15 protein-coding genes are annotated in these 20,877 nt (G+C 59.3%); 7 read left to right on the top strand and 8 right to left on the bottom strand.

What is annotated here, in order from left to right:
- The first annotated feature begins 18 nt into the window (after positions 1 to 18).
- The 4 genes from ACQKPC_RS06485 to ACQKPC_RS06470 all read left to right on the top strand — a co-directional run bounded on the left by ACQKPC_RS06485 (position 19) and on the right by ACQKPC_RS06470 (position 5,172).
- Positions 19 to 1,665, top strand: a complete 1,647-nt coding sequence (locus tag ACQKPC_RS06485) for a bifunctional 3-(3-hydroxy-phenyl)propionate/3-hydroxycinnamic acid hydroxylase (protein WP_427623688.1) — start codon at positions 19 to 21, stop codon at positions 1,663 to 1,665.
- Positions 1,666 to 1,685: 20 nt separating this feature from the next.
- Positions 1,686 to 2,534 carry a VOC family protein gene (locus tag ACQKPC_RS06480; protein ID WP_427623686.1) on the top strand — a complete coding sequence of 283 codons (849 nt, stop codon included), beginning with the start codon at positions 1,686 to 1,688 and terminating at the stop codon, positions 2,532 to 2,534.
- Positions 2,535 to 2,608: 74 nt separating this feature from the next.
- On the top strand, positions 2,609 to 4,087 hold the full coding sequence (locus ACQKPC_RS06475; RefSeq protein WP_427623684.1) for an aldehyde dehydrogenase family protein: 1,479 nt from the start codon (positions 2,609 to 2,611) through the stop codon (positions 4,085 to 4,087).
- An 86-nt stretch (positions 4,088 to 4,173) separates the two neighbouring features.
- Positions 4,174 to 5,172 carry a helix-turn-helix domain-containing protein gene (locus ACQKPC_RS06470; RefSeq protein ID WP_427623682.1) on the top strand — a complete coding sequence of 333 codons (999 nt, stop codon included), beginning with the start codon at positions 4,174 to 4,176 and terminating at the stop codon, positions 5,170 to 5,172.
- 91 nt (positions 5,173 to 5,263) lie between these two features.
- Here the strand turns inward: ACQKPC_RS06470 and ACQKPC_RS06465 are convergent, their stop codons facing one another.
- From ACQKPC_RS06465 to ACQKPC_RS06450, 4 genes are all read right to left on the bottom strand, one after another.
- Positions 5,264 to 5,965, bottom strand: a complete 702-nt coding sequence (locus ACQKPC_RS06465; protein WP_427623680.1) for an MlaA family lipoprotein — start codon at positions 5,963 to 5,965, stop codon at positions 5,264 to 5,266.
- A 100-nt stretch (positions 5,966 to 6,065) separates the two neighbouring features.
- A complete protein-coding gene (locus ACQKPC_RS06460) occupies positions 6,066 to 7,463 on the bottom strand; it encodes an efflux transporter outer membrane subunit (protein ID WP_427623678.1) in 1,398 nt (465 codons plus the stop codon).
- On the bottom strand, positions 7,460 to 10,606 hold the full coding sequence (locus tag ACQKPC_RS06455) for an efflux RND transporter permease subunit (RefSeq protein ID WP_427623676.1): 3,147 nt from the start codon (positions 10,604 to 10,606) through the stop codon (positions 7,460 to 7,462). Before ACQKPC_RS06455 ends, ACQKPC_RS06460 begins: the two co-directional genes overlap by 4 nt.
- Positions 10,607 to 10,608: 2 nt before the next feature.
- Complete coding sequence (locus ACQKPC_RS06450) at positions 10,609 to 11,805, bottom strand: efflux RND transporter periplasmic adaptor subunit (protein ID WP_427623674.1); 1,197 nt, start codon at positions 11,803 to 11,805, stop codon at positions 10,609 to 10,611.
- A gap of 113 nt (positions 11,806 to 11,918) precedes the next feature.
- Between ACQKPC_RS06450 and baeS the strand changes: the two genes are divergently transcribed.
- Both baeS and ACQKPC_RS06440 read left to right on the top strand, forming a co-directional pair.
- Positions 11,919 to 13,337: a sensor histidine kinase efflux regulator BaeS gene (baeS, locus tag ACQKPC_RS06445; RefSeq protein WP_427623672.1), complete on the top strand. Its 1,419-nt coding sequence runs from the start codon at positions 11,919 to 11,921 to the stop codon at positions 13,335 to 13,337.
- Positions 13,338 to 13,340: 3 nt separating this feature from the next.
- Complete coding sequence (locus tag ACQKPC_RS06440; RefSeq protein WP_427623670.1) at positions 13,341 to 14,024, top strand: response regulator; 684 nt, start codon at positions 13,341 to 13,343, stop codon at positions 14,022 to 14,024.
- An 18-nt stretch (positions 14,025 to 14,042) separates the two neighbouring features.
- Here the strand turns inward: ACQKPC_RS06440 and ACQKPC_RS06435 are convergent, their stop codons facing one another.
- The 3 genes from ACQKPC_RS06435 to ACQKPC_RS06425 form a co-directional block, all read right to left on the bottom strand.
- Positions 14,043 to 14,492 (bottom strand): hypothetical protein, encoded by a 450-nt coding sequence (locus ACQKPC_RS06435; RefSeq protein WP_427623838.1) that lies wholly within the window; start codon positions 14,490 to 14,492, stop codon positions 14,043 to 14,045.
- A 107-nt stretch (positions 14,493 to 14,599) separates the two neighbouring features.
- On the bottom strand, positions 14,600 to 15,862 hold the full coding sequence (locus tag ACQKPC_RS06430; protein WP_427623668.1) for an ATP-binding protein: 1,263 nt from the start codon (positions 15,860 to 15,862) through the stop codon (positions 14,600 to 14,602).
- Positions 15,859 to 16,542 (bottom strand): response regulator, encoded by a 684-nt coding sequence (locus ACQKPC_RS06425; protein WP_427623666.1) that lies wholly within the window; start codon positions 16,540 to 16,542, stop codon positions 15,859 to 15,861. The genes ACQKPC_RS06430 and ACQKPC_RS06425 overlap by 4 nt, the downstream gene beginning before the upstream one ends.
- A 222-nt stretch (positions 16,543 to 16,764) precedes the next feature.
- On the opposite strand from ACQKPC_RS06425, the gene bamA reads away from it, so the two are divergent.
- Positions 16,765 to 19,131 carry an outer membrane protein assembly factor BamA gene (bamA, locus tag ACQKPC_RS06420; RefSeq protein WP_427623664.1) on the top strand — a complete coding sequence of 789 codons (2,367 nt, stop codon included), beginning with the start codon at positions 16,765 to 16,767 and terminating at the stop codon, positions 19,129 to 19,131.
- Positions 19,132 to 19,227: 96 nt separating this feature from the next.
- On the opposite strand, the gene ACQKPC_RS06415 is transcribed toward bamA, so the two are convergent.
- On the bottom strand, positions 19,228 to 20,871 hold the full coding sequence (locus ACQKPC_RS06415) for a fatty acid--CoA ligase (RefSeq protein ID WP_427623662.1): 1,644 nt from the start codon (positions 20,869 to 20,871) through the stop codon (positions 19,228 to 19,230).
- Between the last annotated feature and the right edge of the window lie 6 nt (positions 20,872 to 20,877).

Here is a 20,877-nt window from a genome sequence, read left to right as displayed (position 1 = left end):
ATCCGGAAGGGAATAACAATGACAACCCTCAAAAGTTTCACCACCCAGGTACTGATCATCGGTGCCGGTCCTACCGGACTGACCCTCGCTAACCTGCTTGGCCAGGCCGATGTGGACACCTTGATCATTGATCGCAAGCCCGGCACCGTGACCGAGCCACGGGCCGTTTCGATCGATGACGAGTCTTTGCGCACCATGCAGGCCATCGGCCTGGATGAAGCCGTGTTGCGTGACGTGGTTCCTGGCTACGGCGTGCATTATTTCACTCGGCCCGGCGGCCGCTGCTTTGGCAAAGTCGAGCCTACCGGCAAGTTGTATGGGTTCCCCAAGCGCAATGCATTTCGCCAACCCCTTTTCGAGAGCACCTTGAAGAAAGGCCTCGAACGCTTTGCCAGTCTGAAGGCATGGTTCGGCCATGAGCTGCTGGAATTCAGTCAAGACCACCACGGCGTACGCGCGCTGATCCGTGACGCCGATGGCGAGATGATAGACGTCAGCGCTGCCTATCTGGTCGCCTGCGATGGCGGCCGTAGCCCGGTGCGCAAGCAACTCGGGATTGAGATGGTCGGGTCGAGCTTCTCCTCGCGCTGGCTGGTGGTCGATACCGATCAAGATGACGACCCGTTCTGGCAAACACGCGTGTATTGCGATGCAAGACGTCCCGTCGTCGAAGTGCCAGGCCCCCACCGTACTCGCCGATTCGAGTTCCTGCTCAAGCCGGATGAAACGGATGAGCAAGTGCTCAGCGATACTCGCCTGCAGGCGTTACTTCGCCCATTCAAGGGTGACGCCCCGGTTTCCATCGTGCGCAAGACTGTTTACACCTTTCACGCCCGGGTCGCCGAGCGGTGGCAGGTCGACCGCGTGTTTCTCGCCGGCGATGCCGCTCATCTGACCCCGCCCTATGCCGGACAGGGCATGAACAGCGGTGTTCGCGATGCGCACAATCTGGGCTGGAAGCTGATCGGCGTGCTGAAGGGAAAAATGGCTGAAACCGCCCTGCTGTCTTATGAAAGCGAACGTCGCGATCATGCGTGGGCATTGATCAAACTGGCCTTGAACCTCGGTGTGGTCATGGCACCGGCGACCGTCCTGCGCGCTCGTATGATAAGCGCTGCATTCGCCCTGATCGGCCTGCTGCCACCGTTGCGGGACTATTTCCTGCAAATGCGCTTCAAGCCTAAACCCCGGTTCACCAAAGGGCTGGTACTCACCGAAGGTGAAGCTGGAAAACTGTCCTGCGGGCAGATGTTCCCTCAACCGATGCTCACCGATACCCATGGCCACGAACGTCTCCTCGACGAAGCCATCGGCGCCGGCTTCGCCTTGATTCAATACAGTGACGCTACCCGCCAACGTATCGATGAACTCAAGCATGACCTCTGGGACCATCTTGAAGCCAAACGCATCCTGATCCTTCCCGAGCACGTCCAGGCCATGCCTTCGATTCCTGACTGCACGGTGCTCCAGGACCGTGAGGGTTTGCTCAAAGGAATACTGGGCGATTCAAACAAGTTTTTGCTGCTGCGCCCTGATCGCTATATCGCCGCCATCTTCGACAGGGCCACGGAAACAACGGCTGCCGAATCGTTGCAGTCGCTGTTGGGCATCGCCATGGCGAGAAGCAGCGAAATCGAGCCGGGCATCGCCCCCGTCTTTCATTGAACCCAGCCACAGAGGTGTTTATGCAAACACTCCAGACTTCCACACCGGCACGCCTGTGCTACCTGCACCTGGCGAGCAAAGAACCGCAACGGCAAATCGATTTCTATCGGCGGATGCTGGATATGGACAGCCTGGCGCAGGCCGACGGCAGCTGGATACTCAGCGGCCCGCAACGCGCCATGCTGGTCTCTCCTGCCGACCATAGTGGTCTGCTCGCGGCAGCTTATGACCTGGGTAATCAGGCTCGACTGGGAGAGCTGCGCGTTCGCCTGATCGAGAACGGCTGTGCGGTCGAAGACATTGACTCGCCGTTGCTCGAACCGGGGGCCTTTCTGATTCGTGACCCTCAGGGCCGGGAAACAATATTTGGCGTGGCTCGCGCCGATACCCAGGCCGATCGACCAGGCATGCCCGGCCGCCTGCAGCATGTGGTATTCCAGACCACTGAACTGGAAGCCATGATCGATTTCTACGTCAATACGGTGGGGTTTACCGTCTCGGACAATGTCGTCGATGAGCAGACCGGCCAGCTCATGACGTGTTTCCTGCGCTCGGACGATGAGCATCATACGTTGGCGTTTTTCCGCGGCTCGAAAAACGAATGGGATCACCACTGTTACGAAACCAACGAATGGAATGACATCCGTGACTGGGGTGATCGCTTCGCCAAGGAACGTATCACCCTCTTCTTCGGCCCTGGCCGACATGGGCCGGGCAACAATCTTTTTTTCATGGTGGTCGATGCCGATCGCAACCGCCTGGAGTTCTCGGCCGAGCTCGAAGTAACCGATGCCTCCCGCCAACCCGGTGTCTGGCCACAGGAGGAATACACGCTCAACTCCTGGGGACGCGCCTGGATCAGGAGTTGAGCACTTTTCACCTACAGCGTTTGCACCCTCAACTTTCTTGAACGACGCGGCCACCTGCCTGCGAAGGTAAGACTATGACGACTCAACAGCTCGCCCCCTACGCCATCAATGGCGACCAATACATCAACGGCACCTGGTGTGCAGGTCGCTCCTCTCGACGCCTGGATGACCGTAACCCCTTCAATGGCGAACAGCTGCTGGAGATGCCGCTGGCATCGATTGCCGATCTCGATGATGCCTATCAGGCTGCACATCGTGCACAAACGGCGTGGGCACAGCTGCACCCGACACAGCGCAGCGCACACCTTGAAAAACTGGCGCACGTCATCCAGAACCGCAGCGAAGAAATCATCGACTGGCTCATTCGTGAGTCCGGTAGCACCCGTATCAAGGCGAGCATGGAATGGCAGTTCACGCTGAACCTAGTTCGTGAGTGCGCCGCATTGCCGATGCAGGTTGAAGGACGGATCCTGACGAGCTACAAGCCCGGTGAACAGAGCTTTGTCTTTCGTGAACCCTTGGGTGTGGTCGGTGTGATCAGCCCATGGAACTTTCCCTTGTACCTGAGTATGCGTTCGGTAGTGCCCGCGCTCGCGCTGGGTAATACGATCGTACTCAAGCCCGCCAGCGATACGGCGGTGACCGGCGGCCTTCTGATTGCCCACCTGTTCGAAGAGGCAGGCTTCCCGAACGGTTCGCTCAATGTCGTGGTAGGCGCGGGTTCGGAGATTGGCGATGCCTTCGTCGAGCACCCGGTACCGAGCCTGATTTCATTCACCGGGTCCACGGATGTCGGTCGTAATGTCGGCCGCATTGCAACCGGTGGCAAACACATCAAACGCGTTGCGCTGGAACTGGGCGGCAACGCTCCCCTGGTGGTCCTGGATGATGCGGACATTGAGATAGCGGCCCACGCCGCAGTGGTCGGGCGCTTCCTGCACCAAGGGCAGATCTGCATGAGCGTCAACCGAGTGATCGTCGACCGCTCGCTTTATACAGACTTCTCGGCGCTGGTGGTGGAGCGCGTGCGCAACCTCAAGACTGGCGACCCCGCCAAGGCAGATACCGTGATCGGGCCTGTGGTCAATCAGAACCAGCTCGATGGCTTGCTGCGTAAGATCGATACGGCCCAGAGCGCTGGCCTGAAACGGCTTTGTGGCGGTCAGGCATCCGGGCTGGTGCTGCCCGCCCATGTATTCGGTGAAGTGGGAGCCGATCAGGAATTGGCGCGCGATGAAACGTTCGGGCCTTTGCTGCCGCTGCTGATCGCTGAAAACGAAGCCCATGCCCTAGAGTTGGCTAACGCCAGCGAGTATGGCCTGTCCAGCGCGGTGTTCACCCGGGACATGGCCCGTGGCTTGAACTTTGCCCGTGGCATTGTGGCGGGAATGACTCATATCAACGACATCACCGTCGACGACCAGCCCAATGCACCCTTCGGGGGTGAAAAGAACTCCGGCCTCGGACGCTTCAATGGTCATTACGCCCTGGATGAGTTCACCCGTGCCCATTGGGTCACCTGGCAGCCCGGAGGCCATCACTACCCCTTTTGATCATTGCCAACATTGACCCTGCCAGGATTGGGCAAGTTTTGACCCTTTTGCCCAGTCAGCAAATAACAATAAAAAAGAGGCGAAATATGAACAACTTAGCCTGTGTGTCTACCGATCAGATCGTTCGCTCCGACCGACTGATGAAGTGGAAGGAGTTCATGAGTGATCACCTGGGCCGCACGCCAGAGTATATAAAACGCCTGGAGTCGACGTTCATTGACCCGTTGCATGACAGCAACTTTCAGGGACGACTGGAGTATGGCGATTTGGGTCAGTTGCGCTTCTGTCGAATGACCGCCAGTGCCCATCGATATTCACGCCATCTGAGCAAAGCGGTCGACTCGCTCGACACCCCGCGCATGTTGATACTGCAGATTGCTGGCGTCAGTCATTTCGAGCAAAGTCAACAGAGCAGCGTATTGGCACCTGACGAAATGCTATTGGTCGACTGTGGCAAACCTTTCAACGTGACCAGCACTCAAGGCTGCGAACACTTCATCCTGCTGTTCCAGGGGACGCCCGGACAGCCCGCGCGAACAGGCGATGTGCATCTTAACGGTCGTAATGGACTGGGCCGCATGCTGATGCATTTGATCAGTGATGCTTACAACCAATACCCCTTGCTCAACAGCAACTCGGCCGGGCTGATCGGCGACAGTATCGCCGGGCTTCTGGATAACGTTCTGAAGAACAAACAGGAAGAAAAGCAACTCGAACACGACTTCCGCTTCTTCAAGCAGAACCGCCTCAAGGCCTATATCGAGCGTCACCTGGCCGACCGCGACCTGACCATCGAACGCATCGCCAATGCCGAACAGTGCTCGGTACGCAGCTTGCATCGAGCGTTCCAGGATGAGCTGGGCTGCAGCGTCAGCGAATACATCTGGCAACGGCGTTTGTCGCGCTGCGCCGAAGATCTGCGCAACCGGGAACATGCCCATCGCTCGCTCACCGAAATTGCCTATGCCTGGGGCTACGGCAGCAGTTCTCATTTCAGCCGGCACTTCAAGTCGACATTCGGCATGTCGCCCCGGCTGTTTCGTGAAACCGCCAGCGACACCCGCGCCAAATCCACCGCGGCATAACCCCAAGGCGCCGTCCATCAGCGCCGAAGCTTTGATGGACGGCTCTTGCGATCAATTCGGGATCGCCGAGCACGTTGTCGTCACGCACTGATCAAAAGTCATCCTTTACGTTTCCCCCCTTGATCTTGAACGCTCGGCTTTGCTGATAAACACTTCGGATAAAGTTGTACTTATCGCCAGTGATGAGCTTTTCAGATTTTAGATATTGAGCACGTCCGTCGATCATGCTCACACCGTACAGGCTATTACGCGTAGGGACGTCGCCGATGTAACGAACCGGGTTGGCGTAGGCATCGGGGAGGATGGCTGGTGCATCGCGAAGTGTGCTTGGCCCCAGGAACGGCAGTACAAGGTAAGGGCCGCTATTTACCCCCCAGTAACCGAGGGTTTGACCAAAATCTTCGTCACTGCGTTGCAGTCCCATAGGCGTCGCGACGTCTATCAATCCCACCAGGCCAATCGTGCTGTTGAGTAAAAAGCGACTCGTATCAACTCCGGCGCTATGAAACTTTGCTTGAAGTAAATTGTTAGCCAGATTCTTGATCTCCCCCAGATTGTTGAAAAAGTTATGAATGCCGTCTTGGGCAATGTGTGGGGTGACAAATTGATAACCTTGGGCGAGTGGCTTCAGCGTATACGTATCCAACATGTCATTGAATGAAAAGATAGGTCGGTTGATACCCTCCCAGGGATCCTTGTCGGAATCTGCGCGGCAAAGGGGTGAAATCGTTATGAAACAGGCACAGGTCAGCACCTGAACGTAACGGCTTAACTTGGAACGATATGCACACATGTTTATTCCCGATTGAATGAAGTAACCCGATTTGATGCGCGCAAGCCGTTCCATCGCTGCGGTTATGTAAGCAAGTGGCAGCGCTATTTCGCCTGAGCCATTAATTCCACCCGCCGCCCATCACCTTGTACAACGTCACCCGGTTGCTCTGTTCGGTCAGACGCAGGGTGATCAGGTCCTGCTGCGCGCTGTACAGTGAACGCTGGGCGTCCAGGGCTTCGAGATAACTTTGCGAACCGCCACGGTATAGGGCGTCGGACAGTTCGAAGCTTTTGCGGCTGGCGTCGGTCAACGCTTGCTGGGCCGTAATGCGGCGATCCAGTGTGCTGCGCACCGCCAAGGCATCGGCCACTTCCTTGAAGGCGCTCTGCAGCGTTTGCTGGTAGGTCTGCACCTGAATCTCGCGTTCGGTCTTGGCCGAGTCCAGCGTCGCGCGGTTACTGCCGCCATCGAAGATCGGCAGGCTGACGCTCGGGGCGAATGTCCAGGCGCCGCTGCCGGACTTGAACAGACCGGACAAGGCCGAGCTTGAGGAACCGGCATTGGCTGTCAGACTGATGCTCGGAAAGAACGCCGCACGGGCCGCACCGATGTCGATATTGGCCGACTTGAGCGTGTGTTCGGCGGCCAACACATCCGGGCGTCGTTGCAACAGGCTGGACGGAAGCTCGGCCGGCACCTGAACCAGCGCCGCAGCCGATTCCAGGTTCGCGCCTGGCAACAGCTCCTCGGGAATATCGCTGCCGACCAGCAGACGCAAGGCGTTGCGGTCCTGAAGAATCTGGCTTTCATAGACCGCCGCGTCGCCCCGGGCCGACTCCACGGTGGTTTGCGCCTGCGCCACAGACAGACCGGAAGAACCACCCAGTGCGTGGCTGCGCTGGGTCAAATCGTAGGTCGCTTGCTGACTGCGCAAGGTCTCCTGGGCCAGGTGCAGGCGTTCATTGTCAGCCGCCAGGGTCAACCACGCCGTGGCCACTTCGGCCACCAGGCTGATCTGCGTGCTACGCCGGGTTTCGGTCAGTGCCAGATAGTCTTCCAGCGCTTCGTCCTGAAGGTTCTGTACCCGCCCGAACACATCCACTTCATAACTGCTCAGGCCCAGTTGCGCGCTGTAGTCATGACTGGTGACCGCCGAGCCAGTGTTGGACAACGAGCCGGGCGTGCGGCTGTGAGTGCCGCTGCCGCTGGCATTGATTGAAGGCAAGGCCTCGGCTCGCTGGATGCGGTATTGAGCCTGCGCCTTTTCGATGTTCAGGCTGGCCAGGCGCAGGTCGCGATTGTTGGCCAGGGCCAGGGACTGCAAGCGCGCCAGACGGCTGTCAGTGAAGAACTGCTTCCACTCGATATCGGCGCTTACCTCCCCCTTGGGCGTACTGGCGGCAGGCAGCCATTGTTCAGAGACTGGCGCTTGCGGGCGCTCATACTGCGGCGCCAGATTGATACAGCCACCGAGCAGCGCGAAGACGGCCAGCAGTGGCCAGCGAAACTTGATCATGCATCACCTGACTGGGCGGATTGGATGGAGGTCGAAGTCGTGGAAACGCGGCCAAACCGGCGACGGATCTGCACGAAGAACAGCGGTACGAAGAAGATCCCCAGCACCGTGGCGCTGAACATGCCGCCCAGTACGCCGGTACCAATGGCCTGGCGTCCGGCGGAGCCGGCACCGGAACTCAACGCCAGTGGCAGCACGCCGAACATGAACGCCAGGGACGTCATGAGAATGGGCCGCAGGCGTTGCCGCACGGCGATCAGCGTCGCCTCCCGCAAGCTGTTGCCCTGCTCTTGCAGATGCTTGGCGAATTCGACGATCAGAATCGCGTTTTTGGCCGCCAACCCCACGGTGGTCAACAGCCCGACCTGGAAGTACACATCGTTGCTCAAACCACTGAAACGGGTTGCCAGCACCGCACCGACCACACCCAACGGCACCACCAGCATCACCGAGAATGGCACCGACCAGCTCTCATAAAGCGCAGCCAGGCAGAGGAATACAAACAGCACTGATATCCCGTAAAGCAACGGCGCTTGCGAACCGGAAAGGCGCAGCTGATAGGACTGCCCGGTCCACTCGTAACCGATGCCTTCCGGCAATTGTTTGATAATCGCTTCCACAGCATCCATGGCGACCCCGGAACTTACCCCCGGAGCAGGATCGCCGACCACCTCCAGCGAAGCGTTGCCGTTGTAACGCTCCAGCAATGGTGAGCCATAGCTCCACGAACTGCTGGCGAACGAGGAAAAAGGCACCATCTCATTGTTGCTGTTGCGCACGAACCAGTGCTCCAGGTCGACCGCCTGCATCCGCGACGAAGCCTGGCCCTGAACGTAGACCTTCTTCACACGGCCCTGGTTGAGGAAGTCATTGACGTAAGTGCCGCCCAACGCCGTGGACAAAGTGGTGTTGATGTCGCTGGTGCTCAGGTTCAAGGCTCCGGCCTTGCGATCGTCAATGCTGACCTTGAGCTGCGGTGAGTCGTCGAGGCCATTGCTGCGTACCCCCAGCAGTCGAGGGTCTTTGTTGGCCAGTTCGATAAACTTCTCCCGCGCCGCCACCAGCGCATCATGCCCCAGGCCACCGAGATCCTTGAGTTGCAGGTCGAAGCCGGAAGACTGTCCCAGGCCCCGCACGGCCGGTGGTTGCATGACGAACACGTTGGCATCGCCAATGCTCGACAGCGCCATGGTCGCCCGCTGGGCTATCGAAGCTGCGTCCTGCCCTGCCCCCGACCGCTCGCTCCAGTCCTTGAGCCGGATAAAGGCGCGGGCGGAATTCTGGCTGTTGCCGTTCATGCCCAGGCCAGAGATGCTGATCAGCGCCTCGACTTCCGGTTGTTCGAGGATGTAGCTTTCGAACTGCTTCACCACTGCTTGAGTGCGGCTGTCCGTGGCCCCCACCGGCAGCTGCACCTGAGCCATGAGAATGCCCTGGTCTTCATCAGGCAGGAACGAAGTCGGCAGGCTGAAATAGCCGGCCGCCATCGCCAACACCACCAGCCCATAGACCAGCAGACTTGCGCGTCCACGCTGAAAAATGGCCCCCACCCATCCTTTATAGACCTCGGCGCCGCGTTCGAAGCTGCGGTTGAACCAGCCGAAGAACCCGCCTTGAGCACCATGCCCCTGAGCATCGGATGGCTTGAGCAGGGTCGCGCATAACGCCGGCGTCAGCGTCATGGCCACCAGCACCGAGAGCACCATGGCCGAAACGATGGTCACCGAAAACTGCCGGTAGATGATCCCCGTAGAGCCGCCAAAAAACGCCATGGGAATGAACACGGCACTGAGCACCAGGGCAATGCCGACCAGGGCGCTGGTGATTTCATCCATTGACTGACGCGTGGCGGCCAAGGCCGACAGCCCCTGTTCGCCCATCACCCGTTCGACGTTCTCCACCACCACAATCGCGTCGTCCACCAACAGGCCGATAGCCAGGACCATGGCGAACATGGTCAGCGTGTTGATCGAATAGCCGAACAGCGCCAGTACGCCGAACGTGCCGAGCAGAACCACCGGCACGGTGATCGCCGGGATCAGCGTGGCCCGCAGGTTTTGCAAGAAGAGGAACATGATCAGCACCACCAGGACGATGGCTTCGCCCAAGGACTTGACCACCTCCTCGATGGACAGGCTGACAAAGGGCGTGGTGTCGTAGGCAATCACATTTTTCAGCTGCATTTCCGTCGGATAGAACGACTCCAACGCCTTGAGTTTGGCCTTCACCGCTTCGCCGACTTCAAGCGCATTGGCGCCAGCGGCCAACTGCACGCCCATGGCGGCGGCGGGCTTGCCGTTGAGGGCTGAACTGATGTCGTAGCTTTCACTGCCCAGCTCGACTCGCGCCACATCCCCCAGCAGCACCACGGCTCCATCGCTAGTGGACTTGACCACAACATTGCGAAACTCTTCGGCGGTTTGCAGTTTGCTGCGGGCACTGATGGTGGCATTCAGTTGCTGCCCGGCCACCGCTGGCAATGCACCGAGCTGGCCGGCGGAGACTTCGGTGTTCTGCGCCTCCAGGGCGCTGCTGATGTCCGAGGGCATCAACGCGTACTTTTCCAGCAGGGCCGGGGCCAGCCAGATGCGCATGGCGTAGCCCGAACCGAGAGTCTGCACATCGCCGACGCCATCAATACGGCTGATCTGGTCCAGCAAGGTGCTGGAAATGTAATCGCCGATCTGGGTGCCGGTCACGCTTTCATTGTCGGAAGCCAGGGCGGCAATCATCAGGAAGTCCGACCCGCCCTTGGTCACGGTCAGGCCTTCGCTCTGTACCGACTGCGGCAGTCTCGACTCAGCCTGTTGCAGCTTGTTCTGCACCTGCATCTGCGCCACATCCGGGTTCGTGCCCGCGGTGAACGTCAGGTTGATACTGGCACTACCCGCCGAGCTGCTGGAGGCCGACATGTAGGTCAGGTTATCCAGGCCTTTCATCTGCTGTTCGATGACCTGGGTCACCGAGTCTTCCACGGTCTTGGCCGAGGCGCCGGTGTAGGTGGCGGAAATACGAACCGTCGGCGGCGCGATGTCCGGGTACTGTTCCAGGGGCAACTGACTGATCGACAAGGCCCCGGCAAGCATGATGACGATGGCGATGACCCAGGCAAAAATCGGCCGATCGATAAAGAAACGCGCCATGCTCAGCCCTCCTGCGCAATGGCGACAGGCGCCGATTTCGGTGTGCGGCTGCGAGTGCCGGGGTTCTGTGCCACCACTGATTCACCGACTCGGACTTTCTGCCCGCCCTCGACAATCACCTGGTCACCCGCCTTCAGGCCCGCCTTGACCCACCACTGATTGTCCACGGCGCGGTCGATGGTCAGCACGCGCTGCTCGACCTTGCCATTGACCACCACCAGCACCGAGGTCACGCCACTGGCACTGCGGTTCACCGCCTGTTGCGGAATCAATATCGCCTGATCGTCCCGAGCCTGCTCCAGCACCGCCCGCACGTACATGCCCGGCAGCAATAGCCGGTCCGGGTTGGCGATTTCAGCCCGCAAGGTCACGGTACCGGTGCCCGCATTGACGCTGACCCCGCTGAACTTCAAACGCCCTTCATGGGCGTAAGTGCTGCCGTCATCGAGCTTGAGACTGATCCGTGCTTCGCCTTCGCCGTTGCTTTGCAGCACGCCGCTGGCCAGGTCGCGCTTGAGGCGCAACAGCTCGGTGGTCGATTGGGTGACGTCAACGTAGATCGGGTCCAACTGCTGCACCGTGGTCAGCGCACTGTCCTGATTGGCCACCACCAGTGCACCGGGGGTGACCGTCGAGGTTTCGATGCGCCCGCTGACGGGTGAGCTGATGCGGGTGTACGCCAGGTTGATGCGCGCGGTATCCACACCGGCCTGCGCCACTTGCAGTTCAGCTTCGGCGGTCAGCAGACTGGCCTGGGCATCCTCGTTGTCCTGCTGGCTGATGGCATCGATCTTCGCCAACTGTGCATCACGCCTGGCCGTGGCCTGGGCCGACTTCAACGTGGCGCGCGCCTTGGCCAGGGTCGCCTGTGCTTCAGCCAACGCAGCCTTGTAAGAGGACGCGTCCAGCTGATACAGCGCCTGCCCGGCCTTGACCTCGGCACCTTCGACGAACAGCCGCTGCTGGACGATACCGCCGACCTGCGGACGGATCTCGGCGACCATGAACGCTTGAGTGCGCCCGGCCAGCTCTGTGGTCAGCGCCTGGCTTTTGGGCTGCACCGTGATCACTGACACCTTGGGCGGTTCGATCACGGACGCGGATTCGCCGGGGGAGCAACCGCTCAACACGAGCAGAACAATCAAGGACAGTAGAACGGCGGCGGTCACCAGGGATTTGGCGAAAATTTTGGTCGACATAAATGCCTCTGCAAGACGGGATGGAGCAAGTCAGGCGCCATACTGCGAGGCAAATGTGCAGGAAAATTGAAGATTGCCCCGCGAGCTTGAATCTTCGTCGCGTCAGGGCCTAAATGGGCGGGCCATTCACCGACCTGCCCGAGCCCATGAAACTGAGCATTTCCACCAAGCTGTTTATTGCCGTACTGGCCAGCGTGCTGTTTGTCATTTTGAGCATGGGGGTGGCCAACGGCTGGAGCTTTGGCAAAGGTTTTCTCGACTATCTCAACGAACAGGCCCTGGCGCGCATGACGCCGGTGCTGCCGCGCCTGGCCAGCGCCTACGAGCACGAAGGCAGCTGGGAATTCCTGCGCAACCAGCCGGATCGCTGGTTCGAGCTCATGCGTCCGGAGCCAGGCGAAAACCCTACCGGCCCACAGCTGCCTACCCTGCCCATGTCCGACCTGACCGGCGCGGTGTTTCGCATCGCCCTGCTGGACCAGCAAAGGCAACTCGTCATGGGCTACTCGGCGATTGCCGACGACGCCCTGATGCGCCCTATCGAGGTTGCCGGTAAAACCGTCGGCTGGCTGGCGGTAACGCCGTTCCAGAACGTGACCGAAGCCGGTGGCGAACGCTTTCGTCTGTACCTGTTGCGCACCAGTCTGGCCATGGGCGTGTTCTCGTTGCTGCTGGCGATGCTGATCGCCTGGTGGATCGCCCGCACCCTGCTCGACCCGGTCAAGCGGGTGGCCGCCGCCACGCACCGATTAGCCGCCGGGGAATACAGCAACCGGGTGTCGGTGTCCTCCAATGACGAAGTCGGTCAACTGGCCCGTGACTTCAATCAGCTGGCGTATACGCTGGAACGAAACGAAAAAATGCGCCGGGAGTTCATGGCCGATGTTTCCCATGAATTGCGCACCCCGCTGTCGGTGTTGCGTGGTGAACTGGAGGCCATCGAGGACGGCGTGCGCACCCTGGATCAATCCTCAATGAAATCGCTGCAAGGCGAAGTCAGCATGCTCAGCAAACTGGTGGATGATCTGTATGAACTGTCCCTGGCCGATGTCGGCGCACTGACTTACCGCAAGAGCGAATGCGATCTCAACGAGTTGCTGGACGGTTGCGTGGCGATGTTCCAGGAACGCTGCAATGCGCGGCATCTGCGTCTGGAGCTGGAGCTGCCCACCCCGCCGCCAAGGGTGGAGGCCGACCCCAAACGCTTGCAGCAACTGTTCGCCAATCTGCTGGAAAACGCCGTGCGCTATACCGATGAAGGCGGCATGCTGCGCATTCGTGCGGCCAGCGATGGCGACGTCGTACGCATTGATTTCCAGGATTCCGGCCCCGGGGTCAACGCGGATCAGTTGCCGCGGCTGTTCGAGCGTTTTTACCGCGGCGAAACTTCACGCAATCGCGCCAGTGGTGGCGCCGGTCTGGGGTTGGCCATCTGTCACAGCATCGCCCTGGCCCACGGCGGCAGCCTCAGTGCCGATCACTCTCCTTTGGGTGGCCTTTGGCTGACCCTGCGCCTGCCACGGAACGCCTGAACCATGGTCAACGACAGCCCGATCCTGATCGTCGAAGACGAACCCAAACTGGCCGCGTTGATGCGCGACTACCTGTCCGCCGCTGGCTATGCGACCCAGTGCCTGGACAACGGGTTGGCGGTGGTGCCGGCAGTACGGGCCCGTGAGCCGCGACTGATCCTTCTCGACCTGATGCTGCCTGGGTGCGACGGTCTGCAAGTGTGCAAGGAACTGCGCAGCTTCAGCGCGGTGCCCATCATCATGATTACCGCACGGGTCGAGGAAGTGGATCGCCTGCTCGGACTGGATCTGGGCGCCGACGACTACATCTGCAAACCCTTCAGCCCCCGCGAAGTAGTCGCCAGGGTCAAGGCGATCCTGCGGCGCAGCCCGCAACTTTTGGCCTCTGCGCCACAACGTCTGCTGATTGACGAAGAGCAGTACCAGGCGTCCCTCGACGGTATCGCACTAGACCTGACCTCCTTGGAACTGCGACTGCTCAGCACCCTCGCCCGCTCTCCGGGACGCGTGTTTTCCCGGGATCAGTTACTCGACAGGATCTATTCTGATCACCGGGTGGTCACCGACCGCACGGTCGACAGCCATATCCGTAATCTGCGACGCAAGCTCGAACAGGCCTGCCCGGGAGAGCATCCGATCGAGTCGTTGTATGGGGTAGGCTATCGGTTTCAGCTCGCCGACACCTGAGCGTCGTCGAGATGGCCGTTATTGATCCGCCGCATAGATGACGGTTTGCGCGCTGTCGGATGCAGCAAGGCGGCGGGTGAAGTAGGTGTCGCCTTCATCTGTCTGAATCTCGTAGTCGACCTTGCTCGTGACACGGCCCGATGCATCAGCATGCTTGATGATTTTCAGCACCCGCTGAAACTTCACGCTCTGAGTACCGTTATGGGCAGGGCCAGTGAGTACATTGACCGTTTGAAACCAGCCTTCATTCTTTTTGTTCGACACGAGGGTGCCGGTCAGCGCCTCAAAGCGCTCCAGTCGGGTAAAGCCCCAGAGTGTCTGTTCCTCGACCGCTTTGCCTTGGGCGGTGGAACCCGTGAATACAAACAGATTGATGGCCGGATTGTCTTCGCAAAAGAAGTCATAGGGCACAAGCCCGTCGACCATTTTCTTGCCGGGAACGAAACCCTTTTTATGAACCAGAAACATGCCCACCTCCACGCTAAAACATCAGCAAACGCTGAGTAAGTTTGAGCGGAAAGTCTACTGAGGCGGGGCGTACAGGGCCGTCAAGCCAATGTAATATCGTGTAAAGATCACGCCCGATGAGGCAAGCTGATTTCCACGGTCAACCCACCAGACGACTCGTTGCGCGCCATGATCGTGCCGCCGTGTATTTCCACAGCCCTTGAAGCGATCGCCAGACCCAGCCCGAAACCGGCACTGGTCTCGTTCAAGCCGCGCTCGAACGGGTGGAAAATGTCCTGCAGTCGCTCGTTTTCAACACCCGGCCCCCGATCGGTAATCTGCACCGTCAGGTAGTCTGTGTCGAGATTGACCTGCGCCACGACAGCAACAGCCGTGTTCAGCCTGGTATAGCGCACCGCGTTTCGAATGACGTTCTCGAAACACCGATACAGCAGTTCGCCGTTGGCACGACTGACAAAGGCCGGACACGCCTGCAGGCTCACCCGGCAACCTTTCATTTGCGCCTCGAATTGAGCGTCCTCGACGATCACCGACAGCAACTCGACGATATCGATTGGCTCGCGCTCGATACTCTCGGGTCGACCCTGCATGCGCGCCAGGGTCAGCAACGCCTCGATCAGCGTGTCCATGCGCACCGACTCGCGATCGATGCGCTCCACCATTTCCAGGCGAGCCGGATCTTGCTGCAGCAGCCCGATGGCCGCTTGCATGCGCGTCAACGGTGAACGCAGTTCGTGAGAAATGTCGTGCAGTAGATGTTGCTGAGCCTCCACCAGCAGCTTCAACTGGTTGGCCATTCGATCACAATCCTCGGCCAGATCGACGATTTCATCGCGGCGTCGCCCCATCATCGGCTTGACCCGGGTTTCGAAACGCCCCTGGGCCACGTCGCTCATGGCCCGCCGAAGATACGCCAACGGCCATGCCAGGTAGTACGCCAGATACCCGCTGAACAGCGCACTCATCACCGTGCCGATGAACAACGGAATCGAGCGCCCCGGCCCCCTGTCACCTTCTTTGCCAAGGGCATGTGTAGACCTGAGCGACAGCGCAACACCGTCCTTGCTTATGACCGATCGCTCATAAGCCGGTTGCGGAACCGGCGACCCCGCCAGCAGCTGGCCTGCACTGTCATACACGCCAATGGCCTGGTCACCGGGGTGCTCCCACACCGTCAGCAGCTGCCGGCCCGACTCGACACCAAACTGGCGCAGCAGCTGTTCTTCGCTGGCAAGGATCGCTTCCAGATGAGGATCACCGGGCCTGAAACTGCCCAGCACCAGAACGCCCAACCCGACAAAAAACGTCAGGCTGGTGGCGAGCCAAAACGCCAGGAACAGTTTCCAGAACAGCCGGCTGGGTTTCATCATTCGGCGATCAACAGGTAACCGAGGCCACGCACGCTCTGAATCCAGGCTTTGGCGTCGGGACGCGGACCCAGCTTCTGGCGAATGCTGCTGATGTGCACGTCAATACGCCGGTCGTAGCGAGTCAAGGGACACCCCAAGGCATTGAGCGACAGATCCTGTTTGCTCACCACTTGCCCGGCACAACGGGCCAGTTCTTCGAGCAAGCTGAACTCGGTACTGGTCACCCCCAGCTCGCGCCCCTGCCAGAGGGCCTGGCGCTTGCCGGGCCACAAGACCAGCGGGCCGGTCCTGATCACTTCGCTGGTTGGCTGATCCACCGGCTGCACCCTGCGCATGATTGCCCGCAAACGCGCCACCAATTCCCCCGGCGAGCTGGGCTTGGGCACATAATCATCGGCGCCCAGTTCCAGGCCGGTGATCTTGTCTATGTTGTCGCCTCGGGCGGTGAGCAACACTACCGGCACCTGGCTCACGGCCCGAATGCGCCTGAGCACCTCGATACCCGACAGCCGCGGCAGCATCACGTCCAGCACCACGATGCTGTAGCGCCCGGACAGCGCCTGAACCTCACCCTCCTCGCCCGTGTGCACTGCTGTCACCTCAAAGCCTTCACGCTCCAGGTATTGGCTGAGCATTCCAGTCAGTTCCTGGTCATCGTCGACTAGCAAAACGGAGATCATGGGGAGCTCTTGAGTGTGTGTCCGCGCATTATCGCCCTTGCACTGCATACCGTCATCGCCCCGGGCCAACCTTTACCTAACTTGACACTTGGTTAACCGCACCAAACGCACCGAGCTTTTATGCTTCACCTCCACCAGCCTGCTCGCTCCGCGGACTCGTCTTGCTGTGAGATATCCGCGCCCGCCTACGCTGCTTGTCGATGTGTTCTGGATAAGATCTTGATGAATTTTTCGCGCCTGCTCTGCTCGGCTGCACTGCTACTCAATGCCACACTGGTGCATGCTCAAGGCTTCAAAATTTCCGATATTCGCATCAACGGCCTTCAGCGGGTTTCCGCAGGGAGTGTGTTTGGTGCTTTGCCGCTGAACGTCGGTGATGACGCGGATGAGCGCCGCTTGGTGGAGTCCACCCGCGCGCTGTTCAAGACCGGTTTCTTTCAGGATATCCAACTGGGGCACGATGGTAACGTCCTGGTCATCACGGTGGTCGAGCGTCCTTCGGTCGCCAGTATCGAGATCGAAGGCAACAAGGCGATCTCCACTGAAGACCTGATGAAGGGCCTCAAGCAATCCGGTCTGGCCGAAGGCGAGATCTTCCAGCGCGCCACCCTCGAAGGTGTGCGTAACGAGCTGCAGCGTCAATACGTCGCTCAGGGCCGCTATTCGGCGTCAGTTGATGCCGAGGTGATCGCGCAACCGCGCAACCGCGTGGGCCTGAAGGTCAACATCAACGAAGGCACCGTTGCAGCTATCCAGCACATCAACGTGGTGGGCAATACCGTCTTCACCCAAGAGCAATTGAGCGATCAATTCACCCTCAAGACCAGCAACTGGCTGTCGTTCTTCAAGAACGATGACAAGTACGCCCGTGAAAAACTCTCCGGTGACCTGGAGCGCCTGCGTTCCTACTATCTGGATCGCGGCTATATCAATATGGATATCGCTTCGACTCAGGTGTCCATCACCCCGGACAAAAAACACGTCTATATCACCGTCAACGTCAACGAAGGCGAGAAGTACACCGTTCGTGACGTCAAGCTCAGCGGTGACCTGAAAGTGCCTGAAGAGCAGGTCAAGTCTCTGCTGCTGGTTCAGAAAGGCCAGGTGTTCTCGCGCAAGCTGATGACCACCACGTCCGAACTGATCACCCGTCGCCTGGGTAACGAGGGTTACACCTTCGCCAACGTCAACGGCGTGCCTCAACCTCACGATGACGACCACTCCGTAGACATCACGTTCGCCGTGGATCCGGGCAAGCGTGCCTACGTGAACCGCATCAACTTCCGGGGCAACACCAAGACCGACGACAAGGTACTGCGCCGTGAGATGCGTCAGATGGAAGGTGGCTGGGCTTCGACCTACCTGATCGACCAGTCCAAGACGCGCCTGGAACGTCTGGGCTTCTTCAAGGAAGTCAACGTCGAGACGCCGGCGGTAGCGGGTGTCGATGACCAAATCGATGTGAACTATAGCGTCGAAGAGCAGGCGTCCGGCTCGATCACCGCCAGCGTCGGTTTTGCCCAGAGCTCCGGTCTTATCCTCGGTGGTTCGATTACCCAGAACAACTTCCTGGGCACGGGTAATTACGCCAGCCTGGGCCTTACCCGCTCGGGGTATCAAAGCAAGTACAATTTCGGTTTTACCAACCCCTACTTCACGCCGGACGGCGTGAGCCTGGGCTACAACCTGTTCTACAACGCCACCGACTACAACGATTATTACGATGACGGTGTTTCGTACTATTCCATCAATAGCTATGGCGCCGGCACCACCATCGGTTACCCGATCAATGAAACCTCACGGCTGAATTTCGGCCTGACTGTGCAACATGACAGTATCGATCCAGGCACCTACAGCGCCGATGAGATCTACGACTTTATCGAACGTGAGGGCAAGGAGTTCACCAACCTCAAGGCCAATCTCGGCTGGTCGGAATCGACCCTGAACCGCAGCGTACTGGCCACCCGCGGACATTCGCAAAACCTGAACCTGACGGTGACGGTGCCCGGCAGTGACCTGAGTTTCTACAAGATCGATTACACCGGGCAGGCCTTCCTGCCGGTCAGCGACGCCACCTCACTGCGGTTCCATACCAAGCTCGGCTATGGCAACAGCTACGGCTCAACAGACGGCCTGCCGTTCTATGAAAACTACACCGCCGGTGGCGAGGGCTCGGTGCGCGGCTTTGAAAGCGGCACCCTCGGCCCGCGCAACACTCCGGCCACTGGCACGTATGCCAGTGCCGGACAGTCGTATTATTCCGATCGGGACACCGAAGCACTGGGCGGCAACATCCTCATCACCGGCGGCGTTGAATACCTGTTTCCGTTGCCCTTTATCAAAGACAATAAATCCCTGCGCACCTCAATTTTCTGGGACGTCGGCAGCGTCTACTCAAACAAGTGCTATCTGAGCACCACCCAGGCTTGTGACGGTGTCGACCTCAACCAGATGGCCAGTTCCGTGGGTGTTGGCGTCACTTGGTACAGCCCATTGGGTCCCTTGAGCGCCAACCTGGCGTTTCCGGTTCAAACGCCTGATAACGCGGATACGCAGGTGTTTCAGTTCTCTATGGGGCAGACGTTTTGATCAGGTAAGTGAAGGTATGAGAAAGCGCCAACCCTGGCGGGCCTTATTAATCGATAGTACGAGTGGTCAGGGTTGACGCAGCATCGGCCGCGCCTTTCACCCCAATTCGCTTTCCCGAATCAGCTTCTTATCAATCTTCCCGACGCTGGTTTTAGGAATCTCGGCGACGAATTTGAACTGCTTGGGGATCGCCCATTTGTTGATGCGGCCACGCTCGACAAACCCTTGCAGGTGCGCCTCCAGGATCTTGCGGTCGAGATACTGCCCAGGCTCGCACACCACCAGCGCCATCGGCCGTTCGCCCCATTGCTCATCGGCAATGCCCACGACCGCGACCGACATCACCGCCGCGTGTTCACTGATCAGGCTTTCCAGTTCCAGGGAGCTGATCCACTCCCCGCCCGTCTTGATGACATCCTTGATTCGATCTTTGATTTCCACCCCTCCCAAGGCGTCGATGGAGGCCAGATCGCCGGTGTGCATCCAACCGTTGTGCCATAGCTCGGCGCCCTTTTCGGGCTCCTTCAAATAGCCTTGGGTCAGCCAGGGTGCGCGCACCACGATCTCGCCCAGAGACTCGCCATCGTGGGCAACGTCATTGCCATTGGCATCGATGATTTTCAGGTCGACCATCGGCACCGGCGTACCCGTCTTGATGCGGGTGGCCAGTTGGGCTTGCGTGGACTGTTCGAGGTCCTTATCACGCAGGTAGGTCAGGCACAGCAATGGGCAGGTTTCCGACATGCCATAACCGCTGTGCACCTGAATACCTTTGGCACTCGCTTCGCTGGCAATTCCCAGCGTCAGTGCGCTGCCACCCAAGAGCATCTTCCAGCCATCGAAACGGGTCTGGGCTGCTTCTTCACAGCTCAGGATCATTTGCAAAATGGTCGGCACACAATGGGAAAAAGTGACCTTCTCCTCACGATGCAACCTGACCAGGCTGTTGGGTTCATAGCGGCCGGGGTACACCTGCTTGAGCCCCATCAGGGTAGCGACATAAGGCACACCCCAGGCATGCACGTGAAACATCGGGGTGATGGGCATGTATACATCATTGGAACGCAGCAACGGCAGGCCTTGATAGACGCCCAACGTGCCCACGGCATTCAAGGTGTGCAAGACCAATTGGCGGTGGGTGAAATACACGCCTTTAGGGTCGCCAGTGGTGCCCGTCGTGTAGAAAAGGGTCGCGACGGAGTTTTCATCGAAATCGGGAAAGTTGTACTGGTCTGCGGCCCTGGACAACAGGTTTTCATACTCCCCCAGCACCGGTAGCGACGTATCGTTTGCCGTATCGTCCGTGAGCTGCAGGTAGCCTTTGACGGTTTCAAGCCGTCCGTGAATCTGTTCAACCAGCGGCAGGAAATCATCATGCACCAGCACCAGGTCGTCCTCGGCGTGGTTCATGGTGAAGAGCACCTGATCCGGCGAAAGGCGAATGTTCACGGTATGCAGTACCGCACCGATCATCGGTACGGCAAAAAAGCACTCCAGGTAGCGATGGCTGTCCCAGTCGAGCAGGGCCACGGTATCACCGGCCTTCACGCCAGCTGCGGTCAAGGCATTGGCCAGCCGGCGTATCCGCCGGTTGAGGGTCTGGTAGCTGTAGCGCAGTTTGTCGGCGTAGACGATTTCCCGGCCCGGTTCGTAGCGCACGCCGGACAGCAGCAATTGCTTGATCAGCAAGGGGTAGGCATAGGCGCCGTCGGCGGGCGGAATTATTTTTGTCGCCATCATGGTTGG

The sequence above is a fragment of the Pseudomonas sp. NPDC089918 genome, assembly GCF_050280605.1.
GTDB lineage: Bacteria > Pseudomonadota > Gammaproteobacteria > Pseudomonadales > Pseudomonadaceae > Aquipseudomonas.
The sequence above is the reverse complement of the archived record's forward strand: the minus strand, read 5'-3'. Positions and strand labels throughout refer to the sequence as shown.

Coding starts and splice junctions, on each gene's coding strand:
- ACQKPC_RS06425 (WP_427623666.1), bottom strand. CDS start 16,542: ATGATCTCCGTTTTGCTAGTCGACGATGACCAGGAACTGACTGGAATG.
- ACQKPC_RS06430 (WP_427623668.1), bottom strand. CDS start 15,862: ATGATGAAACCCAGCCGGCTGTTCTGGAAACTGTTCCTGGCGTTTTGG.
- bamA (WP_427623664.1), top strand. CDS start 16,765: ATGAATTTTTCGCGCCTGCTCTGCTCGGCTGCACTGCTACTCAATGCC.
- ACQKPC_RS06415 (WP_427623662.1), bottom strand. CDS start 20,871: ATGATGGCGACAAAAATAATTCCGCCCGCCGACGGCGCCTATGCCTAC.
- baeS (WP_427623672.1), top strand. CDS start 11,919: ATGGGCGGGCCATTCACCGACCTGCCCGAGCCCATGAAACTGAGCATT.
- ACQKPC_RS06480 (WP_427623686.1), top strand. CDS start 1,686: ATGCAAACACTCCAGACTTCCACACCGGCACGCCTGTGCTACCTGCAC.
- ACQKPC_RS06475 (WP_427623684.1), top strand. CDS start 2,609: ATGACGACTCAACAGCTCGCCCCCTACGCCATCAATGGCGACCAATAC.
- ACQKPC_RS06465 (WP_427623680.1), bottom strand. CDS start 5,965: ATGTGTGCATATCGTTCCAAGTTAAGCCGTTACGTTCAGGTGCTGACC.
- ACQKPC_RS06455 (WP_427623676.1), bottom strand. CDS start 10,606: ATGGCGCGTTTCTTTATCGATCGGCCGATTTTTGCCTGGGTCATCGCC.
- ACQKPC_RS06440 (WP_427623670.1), top strand. CDS start 13,341: ATGGTCAACGACAGCCCGATCCTGATCGTCGAAGACGAACCCAAACTG.
- ACQKPC_RS06485 (WP_427623688.1), top strand. CDS start 19: ATGACAACCCTCAAAAGTTTCACCACCCAGGTACTGATCATCGGTGCC.
- ACQKPC_RS06435 (WP_427623838.1), bottom strand. CDS start 14,492: ATGTTTCTGGTTCATAAAAAGGGTTTCGTTCCCGGCAAGAAAATGGTC.
- ACQKPC_RS06450 (WP_427623674.1), bottom strand. CDS start 11,805: ATGTCGACCAAAATTTTCGCCAAATCCCTGGTGACCGCCGCCGTTCTA.
- ACQKPC_RS06460 (WP_427623678.1), bottom strand. CDS start 7,463: ATGATCAAGTTTCGCTGGCCACTGCTGGCCGTCTTCGCGCTGCTCGGT.
- ACQKPC_RS06470 (WP_427623682.1), top strand. CDS start 4,174: ATGAACAACTTAGCCTGTGTGTCTACCGATCAGATCGTTCGCTCCGAC.